Origin of the sequence: Leucobacter ruminantium (genome assembly GCF_017565705.1) — a bacterium.
Classification (GTDB): Bacteria; Actinomycetota; Actinomycetes; order Actinomycetales; family Microbacteriaceae; genus Leucobacter; species Leucobacter ruminantium.
The window spans coordinates 1-19,842 of the sequence record NZ_JAGDYL010000020.1 but is presented as its reverse complement, the minus strand read 5'-3'; the positions used below and the strand labels follow the sequence as shown (position 1 = coordinate 19,842).

The 19,842-nt window shown below is 64.7% G+C and carries 25 protein-coding genes; 20 read left to right on the top strand and 5 right to left on the bottom strand.

Annotation, left to right across the window (positions count from 1 at the left end):
- The first annotated feature begins 66 nt into the window (after positions 1 to 66).
- From J4H91_RS11355 to J4H91_RS11275, 17 genes are all read left to right on the top strand, one after another.
- A complete protein-coding gene (locus J4H91_RS11355) occupies positions 67 to 324 on the top strand; it encodes an HNH endonuclease (protein ID WP_208046380.1) in 258 nt (85 codons plus the stop codon).
- A gap of 83 nt (positions 325 to 407) precedes the next feature.
- On the top strand, positions 408 to 749 hold the full coding sequence (locus J4H91_RS11350) for a hypothetical protein (RefSeq protein ID WP_208046379.1): 342 nt from the start codon (positions 408 to 410) through the stop codon (positions 747 to 749).
- Positions 746 to 2,203: a terminase large subunit gene (locus J4H91_RS11345; RefSeq protein WP_208046378.1), complete on the top strand. Its 1,458-nt coding sequence runs from the start codon at positions 746 to 748 to the stop codon at positions 2,201 to 2,203. The genes J4H91_RS11350 and J4H91_RS11345 overlap by 4 nt, the downstream gene beginning before the upstream one ends.
- A gap of 4 nt (positions 2,204 to 2,207) precedes the next feature.
- Positions 2,208 to 2,420: a hypothetical protein gene (locus tag J4H91_RS11340; protein ID WP_208046377.1), complete on the top strand. Its 213-nt coding sequence runs from the start codon at positions 2,208 to 2,210 to the stop codon at positions 2,418 to 2,420.
- Positions 2,421 to 2,459: 39 nt separating this feature from the next.
- Positions 2,460 to 3,584: a phage portal protein gene (locus tag J4H91_RS11335; protein WP_208046376.1), complete on the top strand. Its 1,125-nt coding sequence runs from the start codon at positions 2,460 to 2,462 to the stop codon at positions 3,582 to 3,584.
- Positions 3,581 to 5,164 carry an HK97 family phage prohead protease gene (locus J4H91_RS15800; protein WP_208046375.1) on the top strand — a complete coding sequence of 528 codons (1,584 nt, stop codon included), beginning with the start codon at positions 3,581 to 3,583 and terminating at the stop codon, positions 5,162 to 5,164. Before J4H91_RS11335 ends, J4H91_RS15800 begins: the two co-directional genes overlap by 4 nt.
- On the top strand, positions 5,157 to 5,477 hold the full coding sequence (locus J4H91_RS11325) for a hypothetical protein (protein WP_208046374.1): 321 nt from the start codon (positions 5,157 to 5,159) through the stop codon (positions 5,475 to 5,477). Before J4H91_RS15800 ends, J4H91_RS11325 begins: the two co-directional genes overlap by 8 nt.
- A 5-nt stretch (positions 5,478 to 5,482) precedes the next feature.
- Positions 5,483 to 5,836 carry a hypothetical protein gene (locus tag J4H91_RS11320; RefSeq protein ID WP_208046373.1) on the top strand — a complete coding sequence of 118 codons (354 nt, stop codon included), beginning with the start codon at positions 5,483 to 5,485 and terminating at the stop codon, positions 5,834 to 5,836.
- A gap of 2 nt (positions 5,837 to 5,838) precedes the next feature.
- On the top strand, positions 5,839 to 6,252 hold the full coding sequence (locus J4H91_RS11315; RefSeq protein ID WP_208046372.1) for a hypothetical protein: 414 nt from the start codon (positions 5,839 to 5,841) through the stop codon (positions 6,250 to 6,252).
- Positions 6,252 to 6,662, top strand: coding sequence for a hypothetical protein (locus J4H91_RS11310; RefSeq protein ID WP_208046371.1), 411 nt, complete (start codon positions 6,252 to 6,254; stop codon positions 6,660 to 6,662). Before J4H91_RS11315 ends, J4H91_RS11310 begins: the two co-directional genes overlap by 1 nt.
- Entirely contained in the window at positions 6,659 to 7,006 is a 348-nt protein-coding gene (locus J4H91_RS11305; protein ID WP_208046370.1) for a hypothetical protein, read from the top strand. The genes J4H91_RS11310 and J4H91_RS11305 overlap by 4 nt, the downstream gene beginning before the upstream one ends.
- Before the next feature lie 114 nt (positions 7,007 to 7,120).
- Complete coding sequence (locus J4H91_RS11300) at positions 7,121 to 8,569, top strand: phage tail tape measure protein (protein ID WP_208046369.1); 1,449 nt, start codon at positions 7,121 to 7,123, stop codon at positions 8,567 to 8,569.
- Positions 8,548 to 10,080, top strand: coding sequence for a hypothetical protein (locus J4H91_RS11295; protein WP_208046368.1), 1,533 nt, complete (start codon positions 8,548 to 8,550; stop codon positions 10,078 to 10,080). Before J4H91_RS11300 ends, J4H91_RS11295 begins: the two co-directional genes overlap by 22 nt.
- Positions 10,077 to 10,760 carry a hypothetical protein gene (locus J4H91_RS11290; RefSeq protein ID WP_208046367.1) on the top strand — a complete coding sequence of 228 codons (684 nt, stop codon included), beginning with the start codon at positions 10,077 to 10,079 and terminating at the stop codon, positions 10,758 to 10,760. Before J4H91_RS11295 ends, J4H91_RS11290 begins: the two co-directional genes overlap by 4 nt.
- Positions 10,761 to 10,769: 9 nt before the next feature.
- Positions 10,770 to 11,414 carry a M23 family metallopeptidase gene (locus J4H91_RS11285; protein ID WP_208046366.1) on the top strand — a complete coding sequence of 215 codons (645 nt, stop codon included), beginning with the start codon at positions 10,770 to 10,772 and terminating at the stop codon, positions 11,412 to 11,414.
- Between the two features lie 112 nt (positions 11,415 to 11,526).
- The gene (locus J4H91_RS11280; protein WP_208046365.1) at positions 11,527 to 11,790 is read left to right on the top strand and encodes a hypothetical protein; all 264 of its coding nucleotides are present in this window, start codon (positions 11,527 to 11,529) and stop codon (positions 11,788 to 11,790) included.
- On the top strand, positions 11,787 to 11,993 hold the full coding sequence (locus tag J4H91_RS11275) for a hypothetical protein (RefSeq protein WP_208046364.1): 207 nt from the start codon (positions 11,787 to 11,789) through the stop codon (positions 11,991 to 11,993). The genes J4H91_RS11280 and J4H91_RS11275 overlap by 4 nt, the downstream gene beginning before the upstream one ends.
- Before the next feature lie 55 nt (positions 11,994 to 12,048).
- On the opposite strand, the gene J4H91_RS11270 is transcribed toward J4H91_RS11275, so the two are convergent.
- From J4H91_RS11270 to J4H91_RS11250, 5 genes are all read right to left on the bottom strand, one after another.
- Positions 12,049 to 12,906 carry a tyrosine-type recombinase/integrase gene (locus tag J4H91_RS11270; RefSeq protein ID WP_208046363.1) on the bottom strand — a complete coding sequence of 286 codons (858 nt, stop codon included), beginning with the start codon at positions 12,904 to 12,906 and terminating at the stop codon, positions 12,049 to 12,051.
- 107 nt (positions 12,907 to 13,013) lie between these two features.
- Positions 13,014 to 13,172, bottom strand: a complete 159-nt coding sequence (locus tag J4H91_RS11265; protein ID WP_208046362.1) for a hypothetical protein — start codon at positions 13,170 to 13,172, stop codon at positions 13,014 to 13,016.
- Between the two features lie 143 nt (positions 13,173 to 13,315).
- Entirely contained in the window at positions 13,316 to 14,479 is a 1,164-nt protein-coding gene (locus tag J4H91_RS11260; RefSeq protein WP_208046361.1) for a tyrosine-type recombinase/integrase, read from the bottom strand.
- A 512-nt stretch (positions 14,480 to 14,991) separates the two neighbouring features.
- Positions 14,992 to 15,417 (bottom strand): hypothetical protein, encoded by a 426-nt coding sequence (locus J4H91_RS11255; RefSeq protein ID WP_208046360.1) that lies wholly within the window; start codon positions 15,415 to 15,417, stop codon positions 14,992 to 14,994.
- Positions 15,414 to 15,749, bottom strand: coding sequence for a hypothetical protein (locus tag J4H91_RS11250; RefSeq protein ID WP_208046359.1), 336 nt, complete (start codon positions 15,747 to 15,749; stop codon positions 15,414 to 15,416). The genes J4H91_RS11255 and J4H91_RS11250 overlap by 4 nt, the downstream gene beginning before the upstream one ends.
- A 131-nt stretch (positions 15,750 to 15,880) precedes the next feature.
- Here J4H91_RS11250 and J4H91_RS11245 point away from each other — a divergent pair, with 131 nt between their 5' ends.
- From J4H91_RS11245 to J4H91_RS11235, 3 genes are read left to right on the top strand one after another with little or no spacing between them, the layout of a single operon-like run.
- Positions 15,881 to 16,249 carry a hypothetical protein gene (locus J4H91_RS11245; RefSeq protein ID WP_208046358.1) on the top strand — a complete coding sequence of 123 codons (369 nt, stop codon included), beginning with the start codon at positions 15,881 to 15,883 and terminating at the stop codon, positions 16,247 to 16,249.
- A 34-nt stretch (positions 16,250 to 16,283) separates the two neighbouring features.
- The gene (locus J4H91_RS11240) at positions 16,284 to 19,058 is read left to right on the top strand and encodes a class I SAM-dependent DNA methyltransferase (RefSeq protein ID WP_208046357.1); all 2,775 of its coding nucleotides are present in this window, start codon (positions 16,284 to 16,286) and stop codon (positions 19,056 to 19,058) included.
- Positions 19,055 to 19,741 (top strand): hypothetical protein, encoded by a 687-nt coding sequence (locus tag J4H91_RS11235; RefSeq protein WP_208046356.1) that lies wholly within the window; start codon positions 19,055 to 19,057, stop codon positions 19,739 to 19,741. The genes J4H91_RS11240 and J4H91_RS11235 overlap by 4 nt, the downstream gene beginning before the upstream one ends.
- Positions 19,742 to 19,842: the final 101 nt, after the last annotated feature.

Sequence of the window (19,842 nt, the reverse complement as noted above, 5' to 3'; positions counted from 1 at the left end):
GGCTCGGCTCGTGCATCGTGCTCGGTGCCGGCCTGCTCGCTGTGGTCCGCATCGTGTGGGGTAGGCGTGGCTGAGTGGGGAGGGCGCCGGGCTCAGGCCTACACGGCCGAGGTGCTGGAAACCTACGGCACGATCTGTCGACTATGCGGACTCGACGGAGCCGACACCGCCGACCACATCGTGCCCCGCTCGAAGGGCGGCGACCTCTACGACATCACGAACGGCCGACCCGCTCACCTCTCGTGCAACTCGTCACGAGGTAACCGCGATGTCGAAGTCAAGATCGAGTCCGGCCTCGCGTTTTTTAAGACGACCGACACCTAGGGAGCCCCGCGCCAGCCCGTCCATTTCTCCCCAACCACACACAAAAAAAGCCAGATCAGAACCCGGAACCGAGACAAGAAACCATGTCAGAAAATACGCCGATGCTCCCCGGTTTCGAGCCACCCGCCCGAGACAACTCCGAACCCGGATATGTCGAGACGGAAACCGCGAAACAGATCGATAAGTTGCGAGAGATGGGCTATATCCAAGACCACCACGCCGGCCAAGTCGCCCTCGCGATCGTCACCGCCCGCCAGATCGACCGCCTGGAGGGCAAGGGCGCCGCATCAGGGCAGGCGAACCTCTCCCGAGCACTCAAAGAAGTGTTCGAGATGCTGCCGATGCCCGAGGCCGCGACCGGCGACACGTTCGAGGCCGCCGTGCGCGCGATCCTCGCAGAAGCCGAGGAAGAGACCACGCGGTGAGCTTCGACTACGCGCCGGCACCCCGCTACGCCCCCGAGCGCGACCACAGCTACCACAGCGAGGGCGCCGAGATAGCGCGCACCGCGAAGCTGCTCGGCTTCGAGCTGATGCCCTGGCAGCAACTCGTTGTAGACCGCGCGACCGAGTACCGCATCATCGGCCCCGGCGAGTCCGAAGGCGACCGGCACCTCGGCCGGCGCGGCTACCGGTATCACAAGGTCATCGTCACCGTGCCGAGGCAGTCGGGCAAGACGACCCTCATGTCACCGGTTCGCGTTCACCGGATGATGACCCGCCCCAACGCCAAGCTATTCGCGACCGCGCAGACCGGGCAGGATGCCGGCAAGCGAATGCGCGACATGATCGGCCGCGTGGTCGAATCGCCGATCGCGCCCCTGTTCAAGCCGCGGTTCTCTGCCGGCTCCGAGGGCCTGGCGTGCATCGGCAACGGGTCGATCCTCACCCGGTTCTCGCCCCTCCCGTCAGCGCTCCACGGCGAGACACCGCTCATGGTTGACTACGACGAGTTCTGGAAGTACGACCGCGTGCTCGGCGAAGCGCTCATGGGCGCCGTGGTGCCGGCAATGGCGACGCTCCAGGGCCTCACACAAATCTGGCTCGTCTCCACCATGGGCACCAGCGACTCGGACTTCATGAACGCCGAGGTCGAAGCCGGCCGCGCCGGCGCTCCGGGCGTCGCGTACTTCGAGTGGTCGATGCCCGACGGCGCCGACCCCTTCGACCCCGCCACCTGGTGGGAGTTTCACCCCGCGCTCGGCAACACAATTGGCGAGCAAACCATCGCCGACGCCTCGACCTCGCTGTCCTACGGCGAGTACGTGCGCGGCTACATGAACCGCCTGACCGAAACCGTCAACGCAATCGTGGAAGCCGAAGCGCTCCGAACCCTCGTCACGACGTGGGACGATCCGCCCGCATGGAAAGACATTGCCGTCGGCTACGAGGTCGCCGCCGGCGGCACCGCCGCAACCGTCTACGGCGTCTGGCGCGACGCCGCCGGCAACCCACAGGCCCACATCATCCACTCCGCACCGGGCACCGTCTGGCTGGTGCCGCTGCTCAAGCAGATCGCCGAGCTGGAGCCCGCCGTGATCGCCGCCGACGACGGCGGCGAAACCCGCGCGATCACCGATCAACTCGTTCGAGACGGCATCGACGTATACACGACGGGCGCCCGCGACTTCGGCACCGCCTGTATCGCGCTCCTCACCGCCATGCGCGACGACCAGACGTTCCGCTACGACGGATCGGACGCCTTCACCCAGGCAGTCATGCACGCCGTTCTGCGACCGTCTGGCGACTCGTGGCGATTCTCCCGCGCGCACTCGACCGGGCCAATCGCCGCGCTCATCGCCGTCGCGGTCGCGCTCTGGGCATACGACCACCGCGACGACCCGCTCGGAACCCCTTACATCTACCTCGGAGAGGACTAGGCCCGTGGCCCGAATCACCATCGACCAGAGCGCAAGCTCGATCATTCTGTTCTGCCAGGACTGCGCCGTCTGGCACGCGTTCGCCGACGACCTCGCCGCCGCTCACGACAGCGCCGTCGCGCACGAGAACCGCACTCACCCCGGCACCCAAGAGGCCGCGCACGCCCGCCGGGAATGGCGCCGACGCGCCCGGAACGCCGCCGCGACGCGCCGCTGATTCGCCGACCGTGGGGGGCCTGCCCTGAGCCTTGCAGTCATGGGAATCATGCAGCGCATCGGGCAGGCCCTCGGCTTCTCGTCCGATATCCGATCGCCGTGGGCTGAGGACGGAATCCTCGAAGAGGTCACCGCGGCGGCACTCTACGGCGACGTGTCCATGATCCCTGTATCGGCCTCGCGCGCGCTCCGCCTCGCCGTCCTCGCGAAAGGCCGGCGCCAGCTCGTCGGACCGCTCGCCCGTCTCCCGCTCGTCGCGTTCGACAGCAGCGGCGCCCGACACAAGAACCAGCCCAACATCATCGTGCAGCCCGACCCCTCGGTGCCGAGGTCGAACACGATCGGATGGATCGCAACCGAGCTGTACCTCTACCCCTGCGCCTACACCCTCGTGACCGAGCGCAACAGCTACGGTTTCCCGCACCGACTCACGCCCGTACCGCACGGCGACGCCGAAACGGACGACAAGGGCCAGCTCATCGCCGTCAAGGGTAAGCCCGTCAACCCCGCCGACACGCTCCGCTTCGACGGCCTCGACGGCGGCCTGCTCGCCGAGGCGTCCGACACCATTCGCCGCGCTCTCGTCCTCAACCGCGTCGCCGCCCTCGCCGAGGAGAACCCGGTCCCGGCCGTCGAGCTTCACAACGAGGGAACCACGATCACCGACGAACAGATCGACAAGCTCATCGAGCGCTACCGCGCCGCCCGTCGCAAGCACGGCGTCGCGTACACCTCGAAAGAGGTGAAGCTCCAGGTGCACGGCACCCAGCCCGAGAACCTTCTCATCGACGGCCGTAAGCGCATCGACCTGGAACTCGCCCGACATGCGAACCTCCCCGCCTGGGCAGCCGACATCCCGCTCGAGGGCGCCAGCCTCACCTACCAGAACCGGCACTCCAAGAATCAGGAGCTGATCGACCAGTTCCTATCGTCCTACACGACCGTGATCGAGGAGCGCCTCTCGATGGACGACGTCACCCCACACGGGACGACCGTCAAGTTCCAGTTTGACGAGCTGACCAAGCCCGACATGAAGACCCGGTTCGACACGTATGCGCTCGGCAAGCAGCACGGCTTCGTCACGAACCAGCAAATCGCCGACTGGGAAGGCTGGGAAACCGCCGCCCCCGAGACACCCACCCAGCAGAAGGAGCAGCAGCAGTGAAGCTCACCGCCCACGGAACCGTCACCCTCGCCGCAGGCGACGACCGGACCCTCCGCGGCACGATCGTAGAGTTCGACCGGCCCACCGACGACCGCCGAGGCCTGATCATCGCCGCCGGCTCCCTCAACCCGCGCGAGCCGCTGAAGCGAACCAAGCTGCTCCGCGACCACGACGACCACGACCCCGTCGGCTTCCTCACCGCCGTGTCCGACGACCGCCGCGACGCTGAGTTCTATCTCCCCGCCGGCGAGAACAGCGACCGCGCCCTCGAAGAAGCCCGCAACGGCCTTCGCGACGGCCTCTCCATCGGCTTCACCGTCGAGGAGTACCACTTCGATGATGACGACAACATCGTCGTCACCCGGGCCACGTTCCACGAGGTCAGCCTCGTCGCCTGCCCCGCGTTCGCCGGCGCCGGCATCTCCGCTTCCCTCGCATTCGAAACCACCCCCACCCCGAAAGGTAACCCGATGAACCGTGAACAGCTCGCCGCCGCCCTCGCCGCCGGCACGATCACCCAGGCCGAGCACGACGCCCAGCTCGCCGCCCTCCCGAACCCGGCCCCCACCGCGCCGGCCACTCCCGCAGCGGCGCCGCCGGCCGAGCGGCCCGGCGAACTCGCCGGCACCCCGCAGCCGGTCCCCGCGGCCGCGCAGCTCGCGCACACCGCGCCCCGGCCCGTGTCCCTCCGTCAGCTCGCGCAGGACGTGTCGGCCGCGATCGCCCGCGACGACCGCGCCGCCGTGCGCCTGGCGCTCCAGGACACGATCCCCGCCGACGACGCCGGCGAAGGCTTCATCCGCGAAGACTGGCGCGGCGAGCTGTGGCAGGCCGACCGCACCGACCGCCGCATGATCGACGCACTCGGCACCCCGCAGCCCCTCCAGACCGGATCCAAGATCAAGGGCTGGGCGTGGGACGTCAAGCCCGACGTGCAGGACTACGAGGGCAACAAGACCGCCGTTCCCTCGAACAAGCCCAAGACCAAGCCCATCGAAGCGGCTGTGCACCGCAGCGCCGGCGGCTGGGACATCGACCGAATCTTCATCGACCTCGGCGAAGCCGGCTTCCTGGAGGCCTTCTGGCGTGCGGCCGTCGCCGACTACAAGCAGGACTCCGAGAGCTACGCGGCCGAGCAGCTTCTCGCCGGCGCGTTCGAGATGCCCTCGCAGCCGACGCTGCTCAAGGGCCTGTCGAAGCTCGGCGCCGGCTTCGCCGCGATCGGAGCGAGCCTCGACGCGATTTTCATCGCGCCCGACCTGTTCGAGGAGTACTCGGAGCTGACCCAGGCGGAGGTGCCGTTCTGGCTCGCGAACGCGACCGGCGTGTCGCTCCGCAACCAGTCCGCGACCGTCGCAGACCTCAATATCCGCACTCACCCCGACCTCGCCCCGGGCCAGATCAGCGCGTTCGACAAGCGCGCCGCGACGTGGTTCGAGAAGCAGCCCCCGATCCGAGTCAACGCGATCGACCTTCCCAAGGGCGGAATCGACCTCGGCCTGTTCGGCTACGACGCGCTGCTCATCAACGACGCGCGCGCTAACGTGAAGATGCAGATCGGCGCCGGCGGCAATGGCTGAGCTGATCAAGGACGCGGACCTCCGACGCTCGGTCGGAGGTGACACGCCGGGCGCCGCGATCGACGCCGAGGCCCTGGCGCTCGCCAAGGCTGCCGCGATCGCATACGTGGTCCGGCATCACGGGGCTCTGGAGGCGTGGCCGGCCGACTACCAGCTCGGCGCCCTTCGCCTCGCCGCCGGCCTCTACCGCGACAAGGCGAACCCCGGCACGACCGACCCGTTCGGCAACGCGAACGTGCACCGGCGGGCGACCGACATCCAGATCGAGCAACTGCTCGAAGTGGGTCGGTTCGCCCGCCCCCGGGTCGGGTGAGCGCCGTGGCTGCCGGGATCCCCGACGCGCTCGCCCACGTGGTCGACAAGCTCGCCGGTGCCGGCCTCGCCGCGTCTCACACGGTCGGCGGGCTCCAGGTGCCCGGCGCGTGGGTCCACGCGACCGGATACGAACCGCTCACCCTCGGCGGGGCCGCGCGCCTCGACGTGGCCGTCGACCTGATCGCCGAGGACCAGGCCGAGCACACCGCGATCTCGCAACTCGACGGGATGCTCGGCATCGCCCTCACCGTGATCACCCCGACAGGGAAGGTCGAGACTGACGCCGTGGTCGAGTTCCCGAGCGGCGCGCTACCCGCGTTCCGCATCCCCACCACCATCGAATACACCAAGGAGTAGACATGGCCGTCAACGTCATCGAGATTGGCCCCGGAACCCTCACCATCGGCGCCCCTTCCGCTCTCACCGACTTCTCGGACCAGTGCGTGAGTGCTGAGCTGATCCCGTCCGTCGACAAGGAGAAGCCGCGCCGCGTGCTCTCCGGTAAGAACGTGCCCGGCGCCCGAACCGAATCGGTCAAGCTCCAGTGCGAGTTCCTGAACGACTTCGGCGCCCAGGACTCCCGCAGCGAATGGCTCTGGGAACACCGCGGCCAGGAGGTGCCGTTCAACTACGTGCCGAACAGCTCCGCCGGCAAGGCGATCACCGGAACGCTCGTTGTCGAACCGATCGCAATCGGCGGCAAGGCCGGCGAGAAGCCCGAGAAGCAGGTCGAGTTCGACCTCGTAGACCCGCCTGTGTTCGAAGCGGTCTGATGGTCGAGTACGGCGCCGCCGGCCAGGCGTTCAAGGTGGAGGGCGCGCGGAAGCTCCGCGCGACCCTCCGCTCGGCCGGCGACGACCTCTCGGACCTTAAGGATGCGAATCGGCAGGCGGCGAACATCGTCGCCCCTGTCGCTCGCGGCCGCGTCCCGCAGCGCTCCGGCAAGCTCGCCGAGACGATCCGCCCCGGCGCCACCAAGACCGCCGCGATCGTCCGCGCCGGCAACAACCGTAAAGCCGGCGTCGCATACGCCAACCCCATTCACTGGGGGTGGTTCGCCCGCGGCATCAAGCCCGCACTCTTCCTGTCGCTCGCCGCTCAGGAATCAGAACCCCAATGGCGCGCGCCCTACGAGAAAGCTCTCCAGGACGCGCTCAACAAGATCGAAGGAACCACACCATGATCGCATCACCCGTCGTTACCGTCACCCTCCAGAACGGCGACGAACAGCAGCAGATCACCGTCAAGACCGACAACCGGAACCAGGTCAAGTACGACTTGCTTCGCTCTCAGAAGGACTGGCCCGGCCAGAAGGAAGCGCCGACGCTGTGGCTCACCATCATCGCGTGGCACGCTCTCGCGCTCGCAGGCCCCGCCCGAGATGAACCGTTCGAGCTGTTCAACGAACGATGCCTGGAGGTCTACCTCTCCGACGAGGACGGCCGGCGCCTGACCGCAGCCGAGGTCAAGCGACAGGCCGGCATCGAAGCGGACCCTACCCAGCCGGCTCCCGCAGCCGGTATCTAATCGCCCTCGCGATCGCTGCCGGTCAGCCGGCCCCCTGGCTGCTCGACGCCGACGACGCCACTGTCGCCACTGTCGCCGCCGTCCTGGAAGAGATGAACGAAGCAAGGAAGAGCCATGGCAAGTAAAACCGCGATCCTCTCGGTTCGGATCATCTCGGACGGGAAGGACGCCGCCGCCGGCTTTAAGAGCACGGAACAGGCGGCACGCGAGTTCGAGTCATCGCTCAACACTGCCTCGGTCGCGGCGGGCGTCACGCTCGCCGCGATCACCGCCGCCGGCGCCGGCGCCGTCTCCGCCGCGTCCGACCTCCAGCAGTCCGGCGGTGCCATGGCTGCCGTGTTCGGCCAGCACGCCGAGGAAATCGGACAGCTCGCAGACGGCGCCGCCCGCCGCGTCGGCCTCGCCCAGTCTGAGTACCAGCAGCTCGCCGCCGTCCTCGGCGCTCAGATGAAGAACCTGGGCATCGACGAGGCCGACCTCGTAGGCCAGACTGACGAGCTGATCACCATGGGCGCAGACCTCGCGGCCGTGTTCAACGGGTCGACCTCCGAGGCCGTGTCAGCCTTGTCGGCGCTGATGCGCGGCGAGCGGGACCCGATCGAACGCTACGGCGTCACGATCAAGCAGGCTGCCGTCGACGCGAAAGTCGCCGAGATGGGACTAGACGGTCTGGAGGGTCAGGCGAAGACCACGGCCGAGGCGCACGCCACGCTCGCACTGCTCGCCGAGCAGACCGGACACGCGCACGGTCAGTTCGCCTCTGAGATGGACACCGCGGCCGTGTCGTCTCAGGTCGCGGCGGCGCTCTGGAAGGACGCCGCCGCCGACCTCGGTACGGCGCTGCTCCCGCTCGTCGCCGAGGGCGCGAACCTGCTTGCCGGCCTCGCCGAGGGCTTCTCGCAGAACAGCGAGATCCTTGTCCCGCTCGTGCTCATCGTCGGCGGCTTCGTGGCCGTGCTCGCCGCCCTCGTGCTCGGCGTCAAGGCCTACCGCACCGCGGCCGAGGTCGCCGCAGCCGCACAGGTCATCTGGAACGCGGCGATGTCGGCGAACCCAATCGGACTGATCATCATCGCGATCGCCGCCCTCATCGGCTTCATCATCCTCATCGGCACCAACTGGGAGGAAGTCAAGGTCATCTGGGCCGATGCGCTCGCGAGCATGGTCGGCTGGATCGAGGATCTTATCAACTGGATCATTGACGCGATCAACTGGTTAGGCCAGTTCTTCGGTATGACCGACGGACTCTCCAACGTCGACTGGGGCCTCGATCGCGGCTCCGCATCGGCTTACGTGCTCGCCGGCGATACCGGCCCGCAGCTCGCGCAGACGTTCGCCCTGCGAGCATTCAACGCGCCGCCGGCGCTGCCCGCCGCGCTCACCGCGCCGGCCCTCGGCGCCGCCGGCTCGCCGCAGGTGATCAACCAGTACGACGTGACCGTGACCGGCGCCCTAGACGCCGAGGCGGTCGGCCGTCAGATCCGAAAGATCCTGTCCGACCTCGGCGCCGCGTCTGGCACCGTGCGAGCTGGAGGTGCCAGGTGGCAGCCCACGAACCAGTAATCACGATCAACGACCAGGCGGTTGACCCCGGATGGTCGATCGCCGCCGGCGAGACAATCCTCGACGGCGTAACGATCGTCTGGGGTCGCGACTCGCTCTATGAAGAGGTGCCGCCGGCGGTACTGAAGCTGGAGATGATCTACCGCACAGGCGGGACGATGCTCGCGAGCTACATGCAGGGAATGCCGGTCACTGTCGCCACCGACCTCGGCACCCTCTACCGCGGCCGCATCACCTCGACCCGATGGAAGGAACTCTACCTGTGGGACGAGGAGCGCCAGGAGAACGTGCGCTACTGGCTTGTTACAGTCACAGCGCACGACCCAACCGCCCCGATCCGTGCGTTCATTCCGACTCCCGCGCCCCTGCCTGTTTCGGCCGGCTCGACGGATCTGGATAAGCGAGTACTCAACGCCTGGAATTCGTGCCTCCGCTCGCGCTCGCAGTTCCCGTTCTTCGGATCGTACAAGCGCAACGGCACCACCTACTGGGGTGCGGCAGCAATGTACCACTCCGTCATTGACGAACTGATCGCCGCCGGCCGCATTTCTGGTGTGTGGAACCTGAATGTCGGCAGCGTACCGACCTACGGCTATCGAGTGCATACCGACCGTGCGAACGCCTGGCAGCTACTCCGAGAGGTTGCCGGCACAACCGTGCTAGCCGAGCCCTGCTACCGCCACGAAAACGACACGATATACCCGGCCACCCCAACGACAGCATCGCCTGGCGTGCGCCTGGTCTACTCAGCCGGTCTGCTCGCGCTCGCGCCCCTCGCCGGGTCATCAGCGATGCTCATACACGCCGACCACCTTGAACTCCCCTCGGACGACGGACTCGAGCTATCGACCGACGCCATCGCAGACATCGGCAAGGTTGAGTACGAAGTCACGCACATCGTAGATGAGATCTACTGGTGGGATAACGCCGGATACCAGACCGGCACCAAGATCCCCTCCATGAGTCTGGAATCTGTAGAGCGCGCCGTGCCGGCTGCCGCAGACGTGAAGGCCTATCGCCGCCGCATCTACATGCATAACGGCAGCGAGACGATATCGACCGGGCAGATATTCCGGTACGACTACAACACCAACCAGACCGTCGAGCAGCACCTCGATGCCACGGCCGCGATGATCGCGAAGCTGAACCGCCGGCCCTCGCTCCCCGAGGTCATTTTCGACTGGGAGCGATCCGGCGCCGCTGTCGGGCAGACGATCGCCGACGCACTGCTCTACGCCGGCCCCTACCGGCTCCAGGACCGGCCGGTGATCGTCACCGCCGCGCCGGCGCTCGCAGAGATCGGCATTGAGAACTACGGCCAGATCATCGGCGGCACACTCACCTACCGCCAGGGCTGGCGCCATCAGCTCAAGTTCGCGCCCACCGTGAACAGCGCGCCGAGCGACCTGACATACGCGCAGCTCGTCACGAACACGACGGCGACCTATGACTCGTGGTCGCCCGATATCACCTACAACGACTGGTCGCTGATTACTCAAGGAGCATCATGAAATCCACGCCCCGCTTCAACATCAAGTACCCGGAGGGAGCCGACAAGCCGAAAGACTTTCCAGCCCATACCGAGGCGCTGGCGCTGTCGGTCGAGTCGGCGCTCATCGCGGCGAGCATTCCCGGCACATCGAACCCCGACATTCGCGTCTGCCCCACGGCGGCAGCGCGAAACTCGTACTTCGGCACCCCGACGACGACGGCCGCGCAGCTCGCGCTACAGGCGCGCGGCCCGCTCGCGATCCGAACCGACACCGACAGCATCGAGAGGTACTGGGCAGCGAAGAGCGCCAGCAACCCACATGGCAAGGCCACGGCCGGATGGTATCCCGTCGCGGGCGCGAGTGTCGCCCTCCCGCCGGCGGATCTGATCACCTCCAATGCCGCGAGCGTGGGCGCCGGCTTCAAGCTGTTCCGCAACTACGAGGGATTCGTTACGGGCGAGGTCGACATCGGCCGCTCGACCAACACCGATTTCCCGAACGGCGGCGACCTTGTGCAGCTCCCTGTCGGCTGGCGGCCGGAGTCCACTGTCGAGCGCCCCGGCGCCGTCACCCAGGGCGGTAGTCCAGGCTTCCATACCGCCCAGATCCAAACCAACGGGTGGATACGCGTATGGAGCATCGGCAGTCTCGCCGCAAACCGCGTCCTGCGCTTCGCGACCAACTACCAAGCCGCCTAGGAGGCCCGCATGTCTATCGCTCTCGTTCACCCCTGCCCGACTGGCAAGCGCACCGATGCATTCGGATGGCGCGCTGCTATCCCGGGCGTCGTCGGCCCCCAGCTCCACACCGGGCAGGACTGGGCCGCACCAGCCGGCACACCGGTCTACGCCGCGCACGCCGGCCGCGTCAACAAAGTCTGGTGGGACACCATGCGCGACGGCTCTCCGGCCGGCGGGAACATGCTCCAGATCGGCGCCGCGAACCTATCCACCAGGTACGCACATCTCTCGAGCTACGCCGTGCGCCTCGGCGACGAGGTACGCGCCGGCCAGGTCATCGGGTACGTAGGCCGCACCGGCGCCGCAACTGGCGACCACCTTCATTTCGAATTGCTGCTACCCGGCGGGCAGTTCGTCAACCCCGTCCCCTATCTCACCGCGACACCACAGAAAGGACCGGCCATGCCGTACCGCCTGCTCAACCTGAAAGAAACCCTCGACGGCGGGAGGAGCACTACCGACAAGGTCTACTTCGACGCCGGCCCCGGCGCCGGGATCAAGCACGTACAGCACCCCGACCACGTGAAGCTCTTGCGGCGCTTCATCACGGATAAGCCCGGCGACTGCATGTACCCCGCAGAAATCGCGATCGTGAACGGCTACCTCCGATGAGCCGGCGCCCTCCCCACTTCACGTGGTGGGGCTGGATCCGGCACCGCGCCGGAGTCTGCCCGAAGGCTCAGGCCGGCTATCGCTGCCACGGCAGGCCGGGGGAGTGCCGCTGATGCCAGACGCCGCCCTGATCGCCCTCGTGGTCGGCATCGTCGGACCCCTCCTCGCGTACCTCACCGCAACGCAGGCCCGCCACGGCCGACAGCTCGCAGAAGCACGCGCCGAGCTCGACGCCGCTGAGGTGCGCGAGCGCGTGCTCTGGGGCTACGTGCGCGCCCTCATCGACCAGGTGTATCGCCTCGGCGGCACGCCCGTGGATCCCCCCGACTACCTCGACGACCTGTTCCCATCCCGCCCCCGAAAGGAAACCCCATGACCTGGAGCCAGGCCCGTATCTTCGTCTACCTGCTGACCGCCCTGATTGGCGCCGTACTGATCGTCTGGGGCATGATCCACGCGGATCCCGCCATGATCGCGACGGGCGCCGGCTATCTCGGCGTCGGCGGTCTCGCGGCCGGCAACACGCACCACCCGCACGAACCCGCCGAGCATCCTCGCGGCGATCACGCCGCAGAGTGATTTTGTAGGAACCCCTGCCGCCGGCTGCCGGCATCGCGCAGGGGTTCCTACAACGCTACGCGGCCCGCCGCCCCGACCGCAGCGGCACCGCGACCGGCTGGAGTTGCGCGATAGCGGCCTGCTTGCGACGCTCGGAGACGCGCGTATAGAGCTGTGTGGTTGATAGCTGCTCGTGCAGTAGCAGCTCTTGGATCACGCGAATATCGACCTCTGCGTCGGATAGCTCGCAGCCGTAGGCGTGCCGCAGCGAGTGCGGGGTCAGTGTCGGGTCTGTGATCCCGGCGCGCCGCTTCGCCTTGGTGATGAGGTCGGTGACGCTAGCCCCTTGAATCGGGTTGTCGCTGCCGTCGCGAGCGGGGAACCACCAGCCTATCGCGGGCATTTGGTGGGAGATCTCCGCGATGAGCGGGTGTAGGGGTACGTGCCGTACCTTGCCGCCCTTGGTGACCGTGCGCAGCATCATCGCTTCGCGGTCTACGTCGTCGCCGCGCACGCGCGCGATCTGCGAGACGCGGAGGCCCTGGAGGTGCCCCATCAGGATCATGACGCGCGTTCGGTAGTAGGCCCCGCTCGCGAGCATGGCCTCGATCTGCCAGCGCTTGAACGGTCGCGCGGTCGCGCGCGGCACGCGCACGGGTTTGAGTTTCACCGTGGGATCCTCGGTGATGTAGCCGTCTTCGAGCAACCAGCGATAGAACGCTTGGAGTGCGCCGCGCTCGGTGCGGCGCGTTCCGGGCTTCACGCCCTCCCGCGCGAGGTACGCGCGTAGCTCGGGCAGACCGGCCTGTATGAGGGGCTTTCCCGAGTGCTTGCGGAACCCGTGCAGCAGCCATGCACGGTTGCGGATCGTGGTCTCTGCGATGGACTGGGAGCGCTGATAGACGCCGAACTCGGCAATGAGGTTGGTTTCCATCTCGGCAGGCTGCCAACGCGCCTGAGCGCGCTCGAAAGCGGTTGGCGCGTCTCCCGCGTGCCCGTTCGCGGCGCGCCGGAATGCCTGATCAGGGGAGCACAACGCGCTCACTCGTCATCCTCGCCCGACCGCTCGGTGTAGTCCCAGACCCACGTCCCGTTCGCGAGCGTGATGGTTACCCGCTCCTTGCGATCACGGTGCATGGCGCGATGCCGTGCGATGCCGTGCGACCTGATGAAGCGGTCGCAGTTGTGGCAGATCGGCATTATGCCGACACCTCACCACGAAGTGGGGTGACAGGTGCCAACCACCCGGTTTGCAAGCAGGATGTCGGGAGTTCGATTCTCCCAGGATCCACCACCTAGAAGCCCTCAACTTCCGCGAAATATCAACGAAGTTGGGGGCTTCTTCATTTTTCATCGTCTGCTCCTGACAACGGATTGACAACATTGCTTCGAGCGCGATCCAGGGCGGCAGCCACGTCGTCGAGGTCGTCATCGAACAGATCAGCGTATGTGTCGAGTGTCATCGCGGCCGAGGCGTGTCCGAGCATCCGCTGCACGGCCTTCACGTTCGCACCAGCACTGATCGCGAGCGATGCAGCCGTATGTCGCAGATCGTGCGGGGTGACTCGCGGCACGATCGGCGGAGGAACCTCGCCGCGCTTCACAGCTTTGTCGGCTCGCTCCGTGTCGGCGGCAATGCAGCGCTCGACGGCACGGCTGAACCATCCCGATTTGGTGCGGGGAAGGGGCATGTAGTGCTCTCCATCACCGAAGAGTATGTTTCGCGCGCCCTTGCCCTTGATGAGTGCGGCAATTTCCTCGTCGAGGAATGCAGGGTAGGGAACCGTGCGAGCTTCATGTGTTTTCGGCGTGCCGACCTCGATCTTGCTGCCTACTGTCACGGCGTTTTGCCTGATGTTCACGCGCCGCTTCTTGGTGTCCACGTGTTCCACGTGCAACCCCGCCATTTCGCCCCAGCGCAGCCCTGTGTATGCGAGGAACCGCACGATCGTCGGTTTTGACGCAACCGCTGCTAACTGCTCGACCTGGGCATGTGTCAGGTACGGCTTACCCTTCGCCTTCTTCTTTGGAAGCGAGATGCCACGGGCTACGTTCTTGACGATGCGCTGATCCCGTACTGCTGCGTCGAGGATCGATGCGAGGATGCCGTGAGCACGTAGAACCACGGTCGCCGACTTCGCCGTAGTGAGCTCGGAGACCCACGCTTGAACCTCACTGTGCCGTATGCTGGCGACCTTCCGAGCGCCCCACTTCGGCTGAACGTGAACTTTCCAAGCCGTCGAGAAGGAGAGGAAACTCGACGGCTTCACCACCGCCTTCTTGGTGTTCAGCCAGTCACTACCGAGCATGTCAAGCGTGACATTGCCGTCTCTATGATTCACGAATTCGCCACGGATCTTCGAGATCTCGACCTCGGCAAGCCGTAGCTCGGCATCCCGCTTGCGTTTGAAGCCGCGTTCGTTGGTCTGCTTGTTGTCCGGTCGACGGTAGGCGATGCGGTAGCGCTTCTCGCCTTTCGCAGTGGTGTAGGAGTGGACGCTGCCCATGGCCGGGAATCCTTCTTGTCTAGCGTCTGTCTGCTGTGGAAGTTTGTTCTGATGCCTCGATCCATGCGACAACATCACGTTCGCGGTAGAGCACCGTGCGCGGAGTGGGCTTCAGAAACTTCGGCCCGTCACCCTGAAAACGAAGCTTGGCGAGTAGCCCCCGGCTCATACCGGGGATCAAGTCGGCAACATCATCGGGGGTCATGTAGCGAGGTCGTTCCGCAGCGCTATTCATACTGAGATCACCTTCCGAAAGTGTGCGTTTCCATCGGCGCGGTCGTGGTGGGTTTCGGGGTGCGTTCCGCATGGAAGCAGAGGAGAGGCCGAGGAGACTGCAGGGATCCTCAGCGGTAGGCTGGTGCAGCCTCTCGGCCTCTCGTCCTGGTTCGGCCGCTATTGGTTTTCAGTCTGGGAAGACCGTCGGGCCGTGATGTCGGCCTTGAGGGCTTCCAACTCTCTGGTGGTCATCAGGCCGAGCAGGATACGCACCAAAGCCTCATCGGTGGAGGGCATCAGCGAAGGTCGAGCTTCCCAGGGAATGGCCGAGGCTCAGCCCGATGCGCTGGAATGCGCGACTCGATCGCGTTGATCAGATCCAGCAGCCACGCGGAGCAGGTCGCGGCGCGTGCCCACCGACCGAATTGCGTGGGGGTGAGCGTCTGGCCTTCGAGCCAGTCGTGCCGGACTGCGTTCCGGTACTGTGAACACACCTGATCGAGTTCCCCGTGCAGTGAGCTGAACATCGAAGCCACACCCGCGAGTACCGTGGGGTCATTTCCGAGGGCCCCCTGTTCCATCGCTTGTGCCAGGGCCTGCAGGTCTGCGCGCCCTTCGTTCAACAGGGCCACGATGTCCTTGTTCAGGGTGTAGACCTGCTCTGCTTCGGCCTTCCAGCTCGCGGCAAGCTTCTGCCAATCGCTGTTCTGTGCCGCGCTCACTGATCCACTCCTTGGGTGTCGAGTTCTCCGCGGAACCAAAGACCCGCGCCCTTGATGACGCCGTTCTCCTTGATCGTGTACATGTCGACTTCGAGCGAGGCGAAGCCGGTGACCATCGGCTGAATCTCCGGCTCAAACTCCGAAGTGACAGTCACGTTCAGGAGCGTTGCCTTGCCCTCCTTGGGGCTGTGAAGTGCCTGAACCGTCCACTGTGCGATACCGGTCTCGCGGTCAACGGCCTGGACTTCGACACCGGTTTCACGGTCGGTCTTCATCTTCGGCGCGGCATTCAATGCGCCGACTCTTTCCCTGACGAGATCCACTGCCAACATGGCAATCCTTTCGGTTGGTTACACAACCCAAGTGGGCTGTTGGGTCGACTATATGGCCTGTTCGGGTGCGATGTCAAACCGAGTGGGTTGTTCGCGCATTTGTGTGGATGTAGTTCGGGTATTCTGGGCTCATGGAAGAGCGATGGAAGACGATCAAAGGCGGCGCATTTGGCGCCGTGCAGGCTGACTTGCCGAAAGCGCAACCCCCTATTTCTGCGGCGGTCGAGTTGCCGGAAGTTCTGTATCAAGAAGCACCAGGTGCCTACATCCGACGCGCGCTAGAACAAATTTCAGAATCACTCCATCAACTCGAAAAGCTGCAGCGCACACTTATCGATGAAGCATTACAGGAGCGTTCTGTAACGCATCAAGAGATCAAGAACGTCACCGGCGTGGGACTCACAACGCTTCAGCGATGGCGTGCCAAACCGCTGCAAGTAGAAGGGAAATGGCACATGTATGAAGAAGGGCCAGAGTTCGATGAAGGCGTCATCGACTAAGCAGAGTGTCTGAGGTCTCCGAGATAATGAGGGCATGACTAAACCCCTCTCGTTGAACGAACTTCGTTCCCGGTGCGCCGAGTTCGCGATCGAGTGGAGAGACAGCTCTGGTGACGAGAGGCAAGAGGCGCAGAGCTTCGTGCGTGACCTGCTCGCGGCATTTGGCATCACCGAGACCCGTGCAGCCCTGTACGAGAAGCGGGCGCAGCGTACATCGACCGGCGGGCAAGGCTACATCGACGCCCTGGTTCCCGGTCTGCTGCTGATCGAGATGAAGAGCGCAGGCAAGAACCTCGGACTCGCGGAGATCCAGGCTCTTGATTATGTTGATGACCTGCCCGATACCGAACAGCCGCGCTACGTGCTCACCAGCGATTTCAAGCGGTTCCGCTTGCTCGACCTGCTCGCGCCCAAGGGAGCCGACACGGTCGAGTTCTCGCTTGACGAACTCCCCAAGCACACCGAATCGCTGGCGTTTCTCGCCGGGTATGAGACACGTACGTTCGGATCAGGCGAACAAGAAGCGGCGTCAATCAAAGCGGCCAAGATCATGGCCGAACTCTACGAATCTCTTGAAGGTTCAGGGTACGACGATCATGAGGCTTCGATCTTCCTCGTGCGCGTGCTCTTCTCGCTCTACGCCGATGACTCCGGCATCTGGGAGCGCGACCTATTCACCGAGTTCATCGAGATGCGCACCACGAGTGACGGCACAGACCTCGGTGCACAACTCACAATGCTGTTTCAGGTGATGAACCAGCCGCGAGAGCGCCGCGCTTCAACTCTTGACGAACTGCTCGCGAGATTCCCCTACGTCAACGGCGGTATCTTCTCAGAGCCTCTGTCGATCCCGTCCTTCGACCGAGTGATGCGCGACAAGATGCTTGCCGCGTGCGCGTTCAACTGGTCGAGCATCAGCCCCGCAATCTTCGGCTCGCTCTTCCAAGCCGTGAAAAGCCCCCAGGCGCGGAGGGAACTGGGAGAGCACTACACCACCGAAACCAACATTCGAAAGACCATCGACCCACTATTCTTCGACGAACTGACCGAGCGATTCACCGCAGCGCAGCACGACACGAAGATGCTCAAGAAACTTCGTGCCGAGCTTGCAAATTTGCGGTTGCTCGACCCTGCGTGCGGTTGTGGCAACTTCCTCGTGGTCGCCTACCGCGACCTTCGCGCCCTCGAACTTCGCATCTTGCTGCGCTTGCAAGAACTCGGTGATACCTCGCAGATTCCGTTGTTCTTCGAACGCGATGACCTTGCCGTGAAGCTCGAGCACATGGCCGGGATCGAAGTCGAAGAATGGCCCGCTCGGATCGCCGCGACAGCGCTGCGACTCGTCGACCACCAGGCCAATATGCAGATGGAGCTCGCGCTCGGCAAGGCTCCCGATACGCTGCCGCTCGACACCATCTCAGTAATCCATGTCGGCAACGCGCTGCGGATGGACTGGAACGAGGTAGTGCCCGCTTCAGATTCCACCATCGTTATGGGCAACCCGCCGTTCATCGGCATGTCGTGGATGAACAAGGTACAGCAGGCCGACAACCGGCAAGTGTTCACCCCCATCAACGAGGCGAAAGGGCTGCGCACCGGCAGACTCGATTACGTGGCGTGCTGGTACGCAAAAGCCGCCGACCTAATTGCGAAGCGGCCACTGTCTCGTGTGGCGTTCGTGTCTACGAACTCGATCACGCAGGGCGAGCAAGCCCGTACGATGGTGCCGCTTCTCGAACGTCTCGGTTGCGAAGTAGACTTCGGGCACCGCACCTTCAAATGGACAAGCGAAGCGCCCGGCGCGGCAGCCGTGCACTGCGTGATCGTCGGGTTCTCAAGCGCGAAGCGCCCGAACAAGCGCAGACGATTGTTCAGCTACCCCAGCATCACCGGGCAGCCTATCGAGACGGTACCCGAACGACTGAACTTCTACCTCTTCGACGGTCCGAACAATGTGCCCGTGAAGCTCAGCAAGCCGCTTGTTGAGGGAATGCCGAATGCGCACAAGGGGTCGCAACCAACCGACGGCGGTCACCTGCTGCTCGATGAAGCACAGATGTGCGAAGCCGTGCAGATTCCCGAGGTTGCCCCCTACGTGAGGCAGTTCGTGCAGGCCCGCGACATGCTGCAGGGATCACCCCGGCGTTGGTGCCTGTGGCTCGGCGACGCACAGCCCCAGCACCTGCGTCACCCGTTCATCAAGAACCGTCTCGATCAAGTAGCCGAAGCGCGTCTGAAATCGCCTACCGCATCGGTGCAGGAATATGCGGCGAAGCCTGCACTCTTCACGCAGAACCGGCAGCCCAAAGGCCCGTATTTCGCGCTGCCCGAGGTCTCGTCAGAGAACCGGCGATGGATACCCGGCACCTTTTTCGACAGCGACGTGATCGCGGGCAACAAGCTCATTATTTTTCCCGACGCGAAACCCTGGCACGCCGCACTCTTGCAATCCTCCATGTTCATGGCTTGGGTCGAAACCTTCGCCGGACGCCTCGAATCTCGCTACTCTCTGGCGCCGGGGCTTGCCTACTTCCCGATCCCCTGGCCCGAGTTCGACGAGCGTGCCCGGCAGCAGCTCACCGACCGGATCGACCAGATATTCGAAGCCCGCGAATCCTACCGTGATGCGACGCTCGCAGACCTCTACGACCCCGCGGCCATGCCCGCGAACTTACTCGATGCACACACCGCGCTCGACCGCGCCGTTGACAAAGCATTCGGTGCCGCATCGCTACTTCGCTCCAATGATGAACGTCTCGCGCTGCTCTTCGAACACAACAATGCCCGGATGACAGAAAGCGGCACATGATCGACGAACCCGTGGGCGACGAGCAGCGCGACAGTGAACCAGAAGAGACAGGTGAGGAGACCCTCGACGGCGAGGCGCAGCACCGTAAGCTCACGGGTGACCCTGAGTTAGATGAACTGTGGTCCATGCGGCTGGGGGAACTGCGTAAGATCGCTAAAGACCCAGAACACCCGCTGTATGACAAGGCGAACCAAGTTGCTGCGGAGATGATGAAACCTCTTGAAGGGGTAGCGCGCGATATTCTTAAGCCGATCATCGATTCAATGCCGAAGCCTGACCTATCGAAGCTTATGCCGGGCTTCGACTTCAGTAAACACCTCCCCCCAATCGATACGAGCAGATTTGCACCCGGCGTCGATACTGCGAAAATCATGTCGCAGATCGATATCCCGCAGATTGACTTTCGTCCAGTGCTCGCGGCCTACGATACCTCTTCCTGGGTATCACAGTTCGCAAAGAACTTCCCCAAGATCAAACTCGACCCTCAGTTGCTCGACAGCTTCTTGAAGGTCAAAGCGATTGTGCCTACTGCACCGATGCCCAGCCCGTTGAGGCTCCCGGATCTGGATTACACCGCGCATGAACTGCCCGAGCTGACCGCTTCTGAGGTTGAAGAAGCAAGTGAGGAACACGCAGATGAAATTCGTGAGGAAGTCGCTAGGGCGTGTCTCCTATATACGTAGCCAGGTCAGGATCGCTGCGATCACGACCCCTGCACGGTACGTGACCGCGAGTTTGTCGTAGCGTGTCGCGAGTCCGCGCCACTGCTTCATGAGGCTGAATG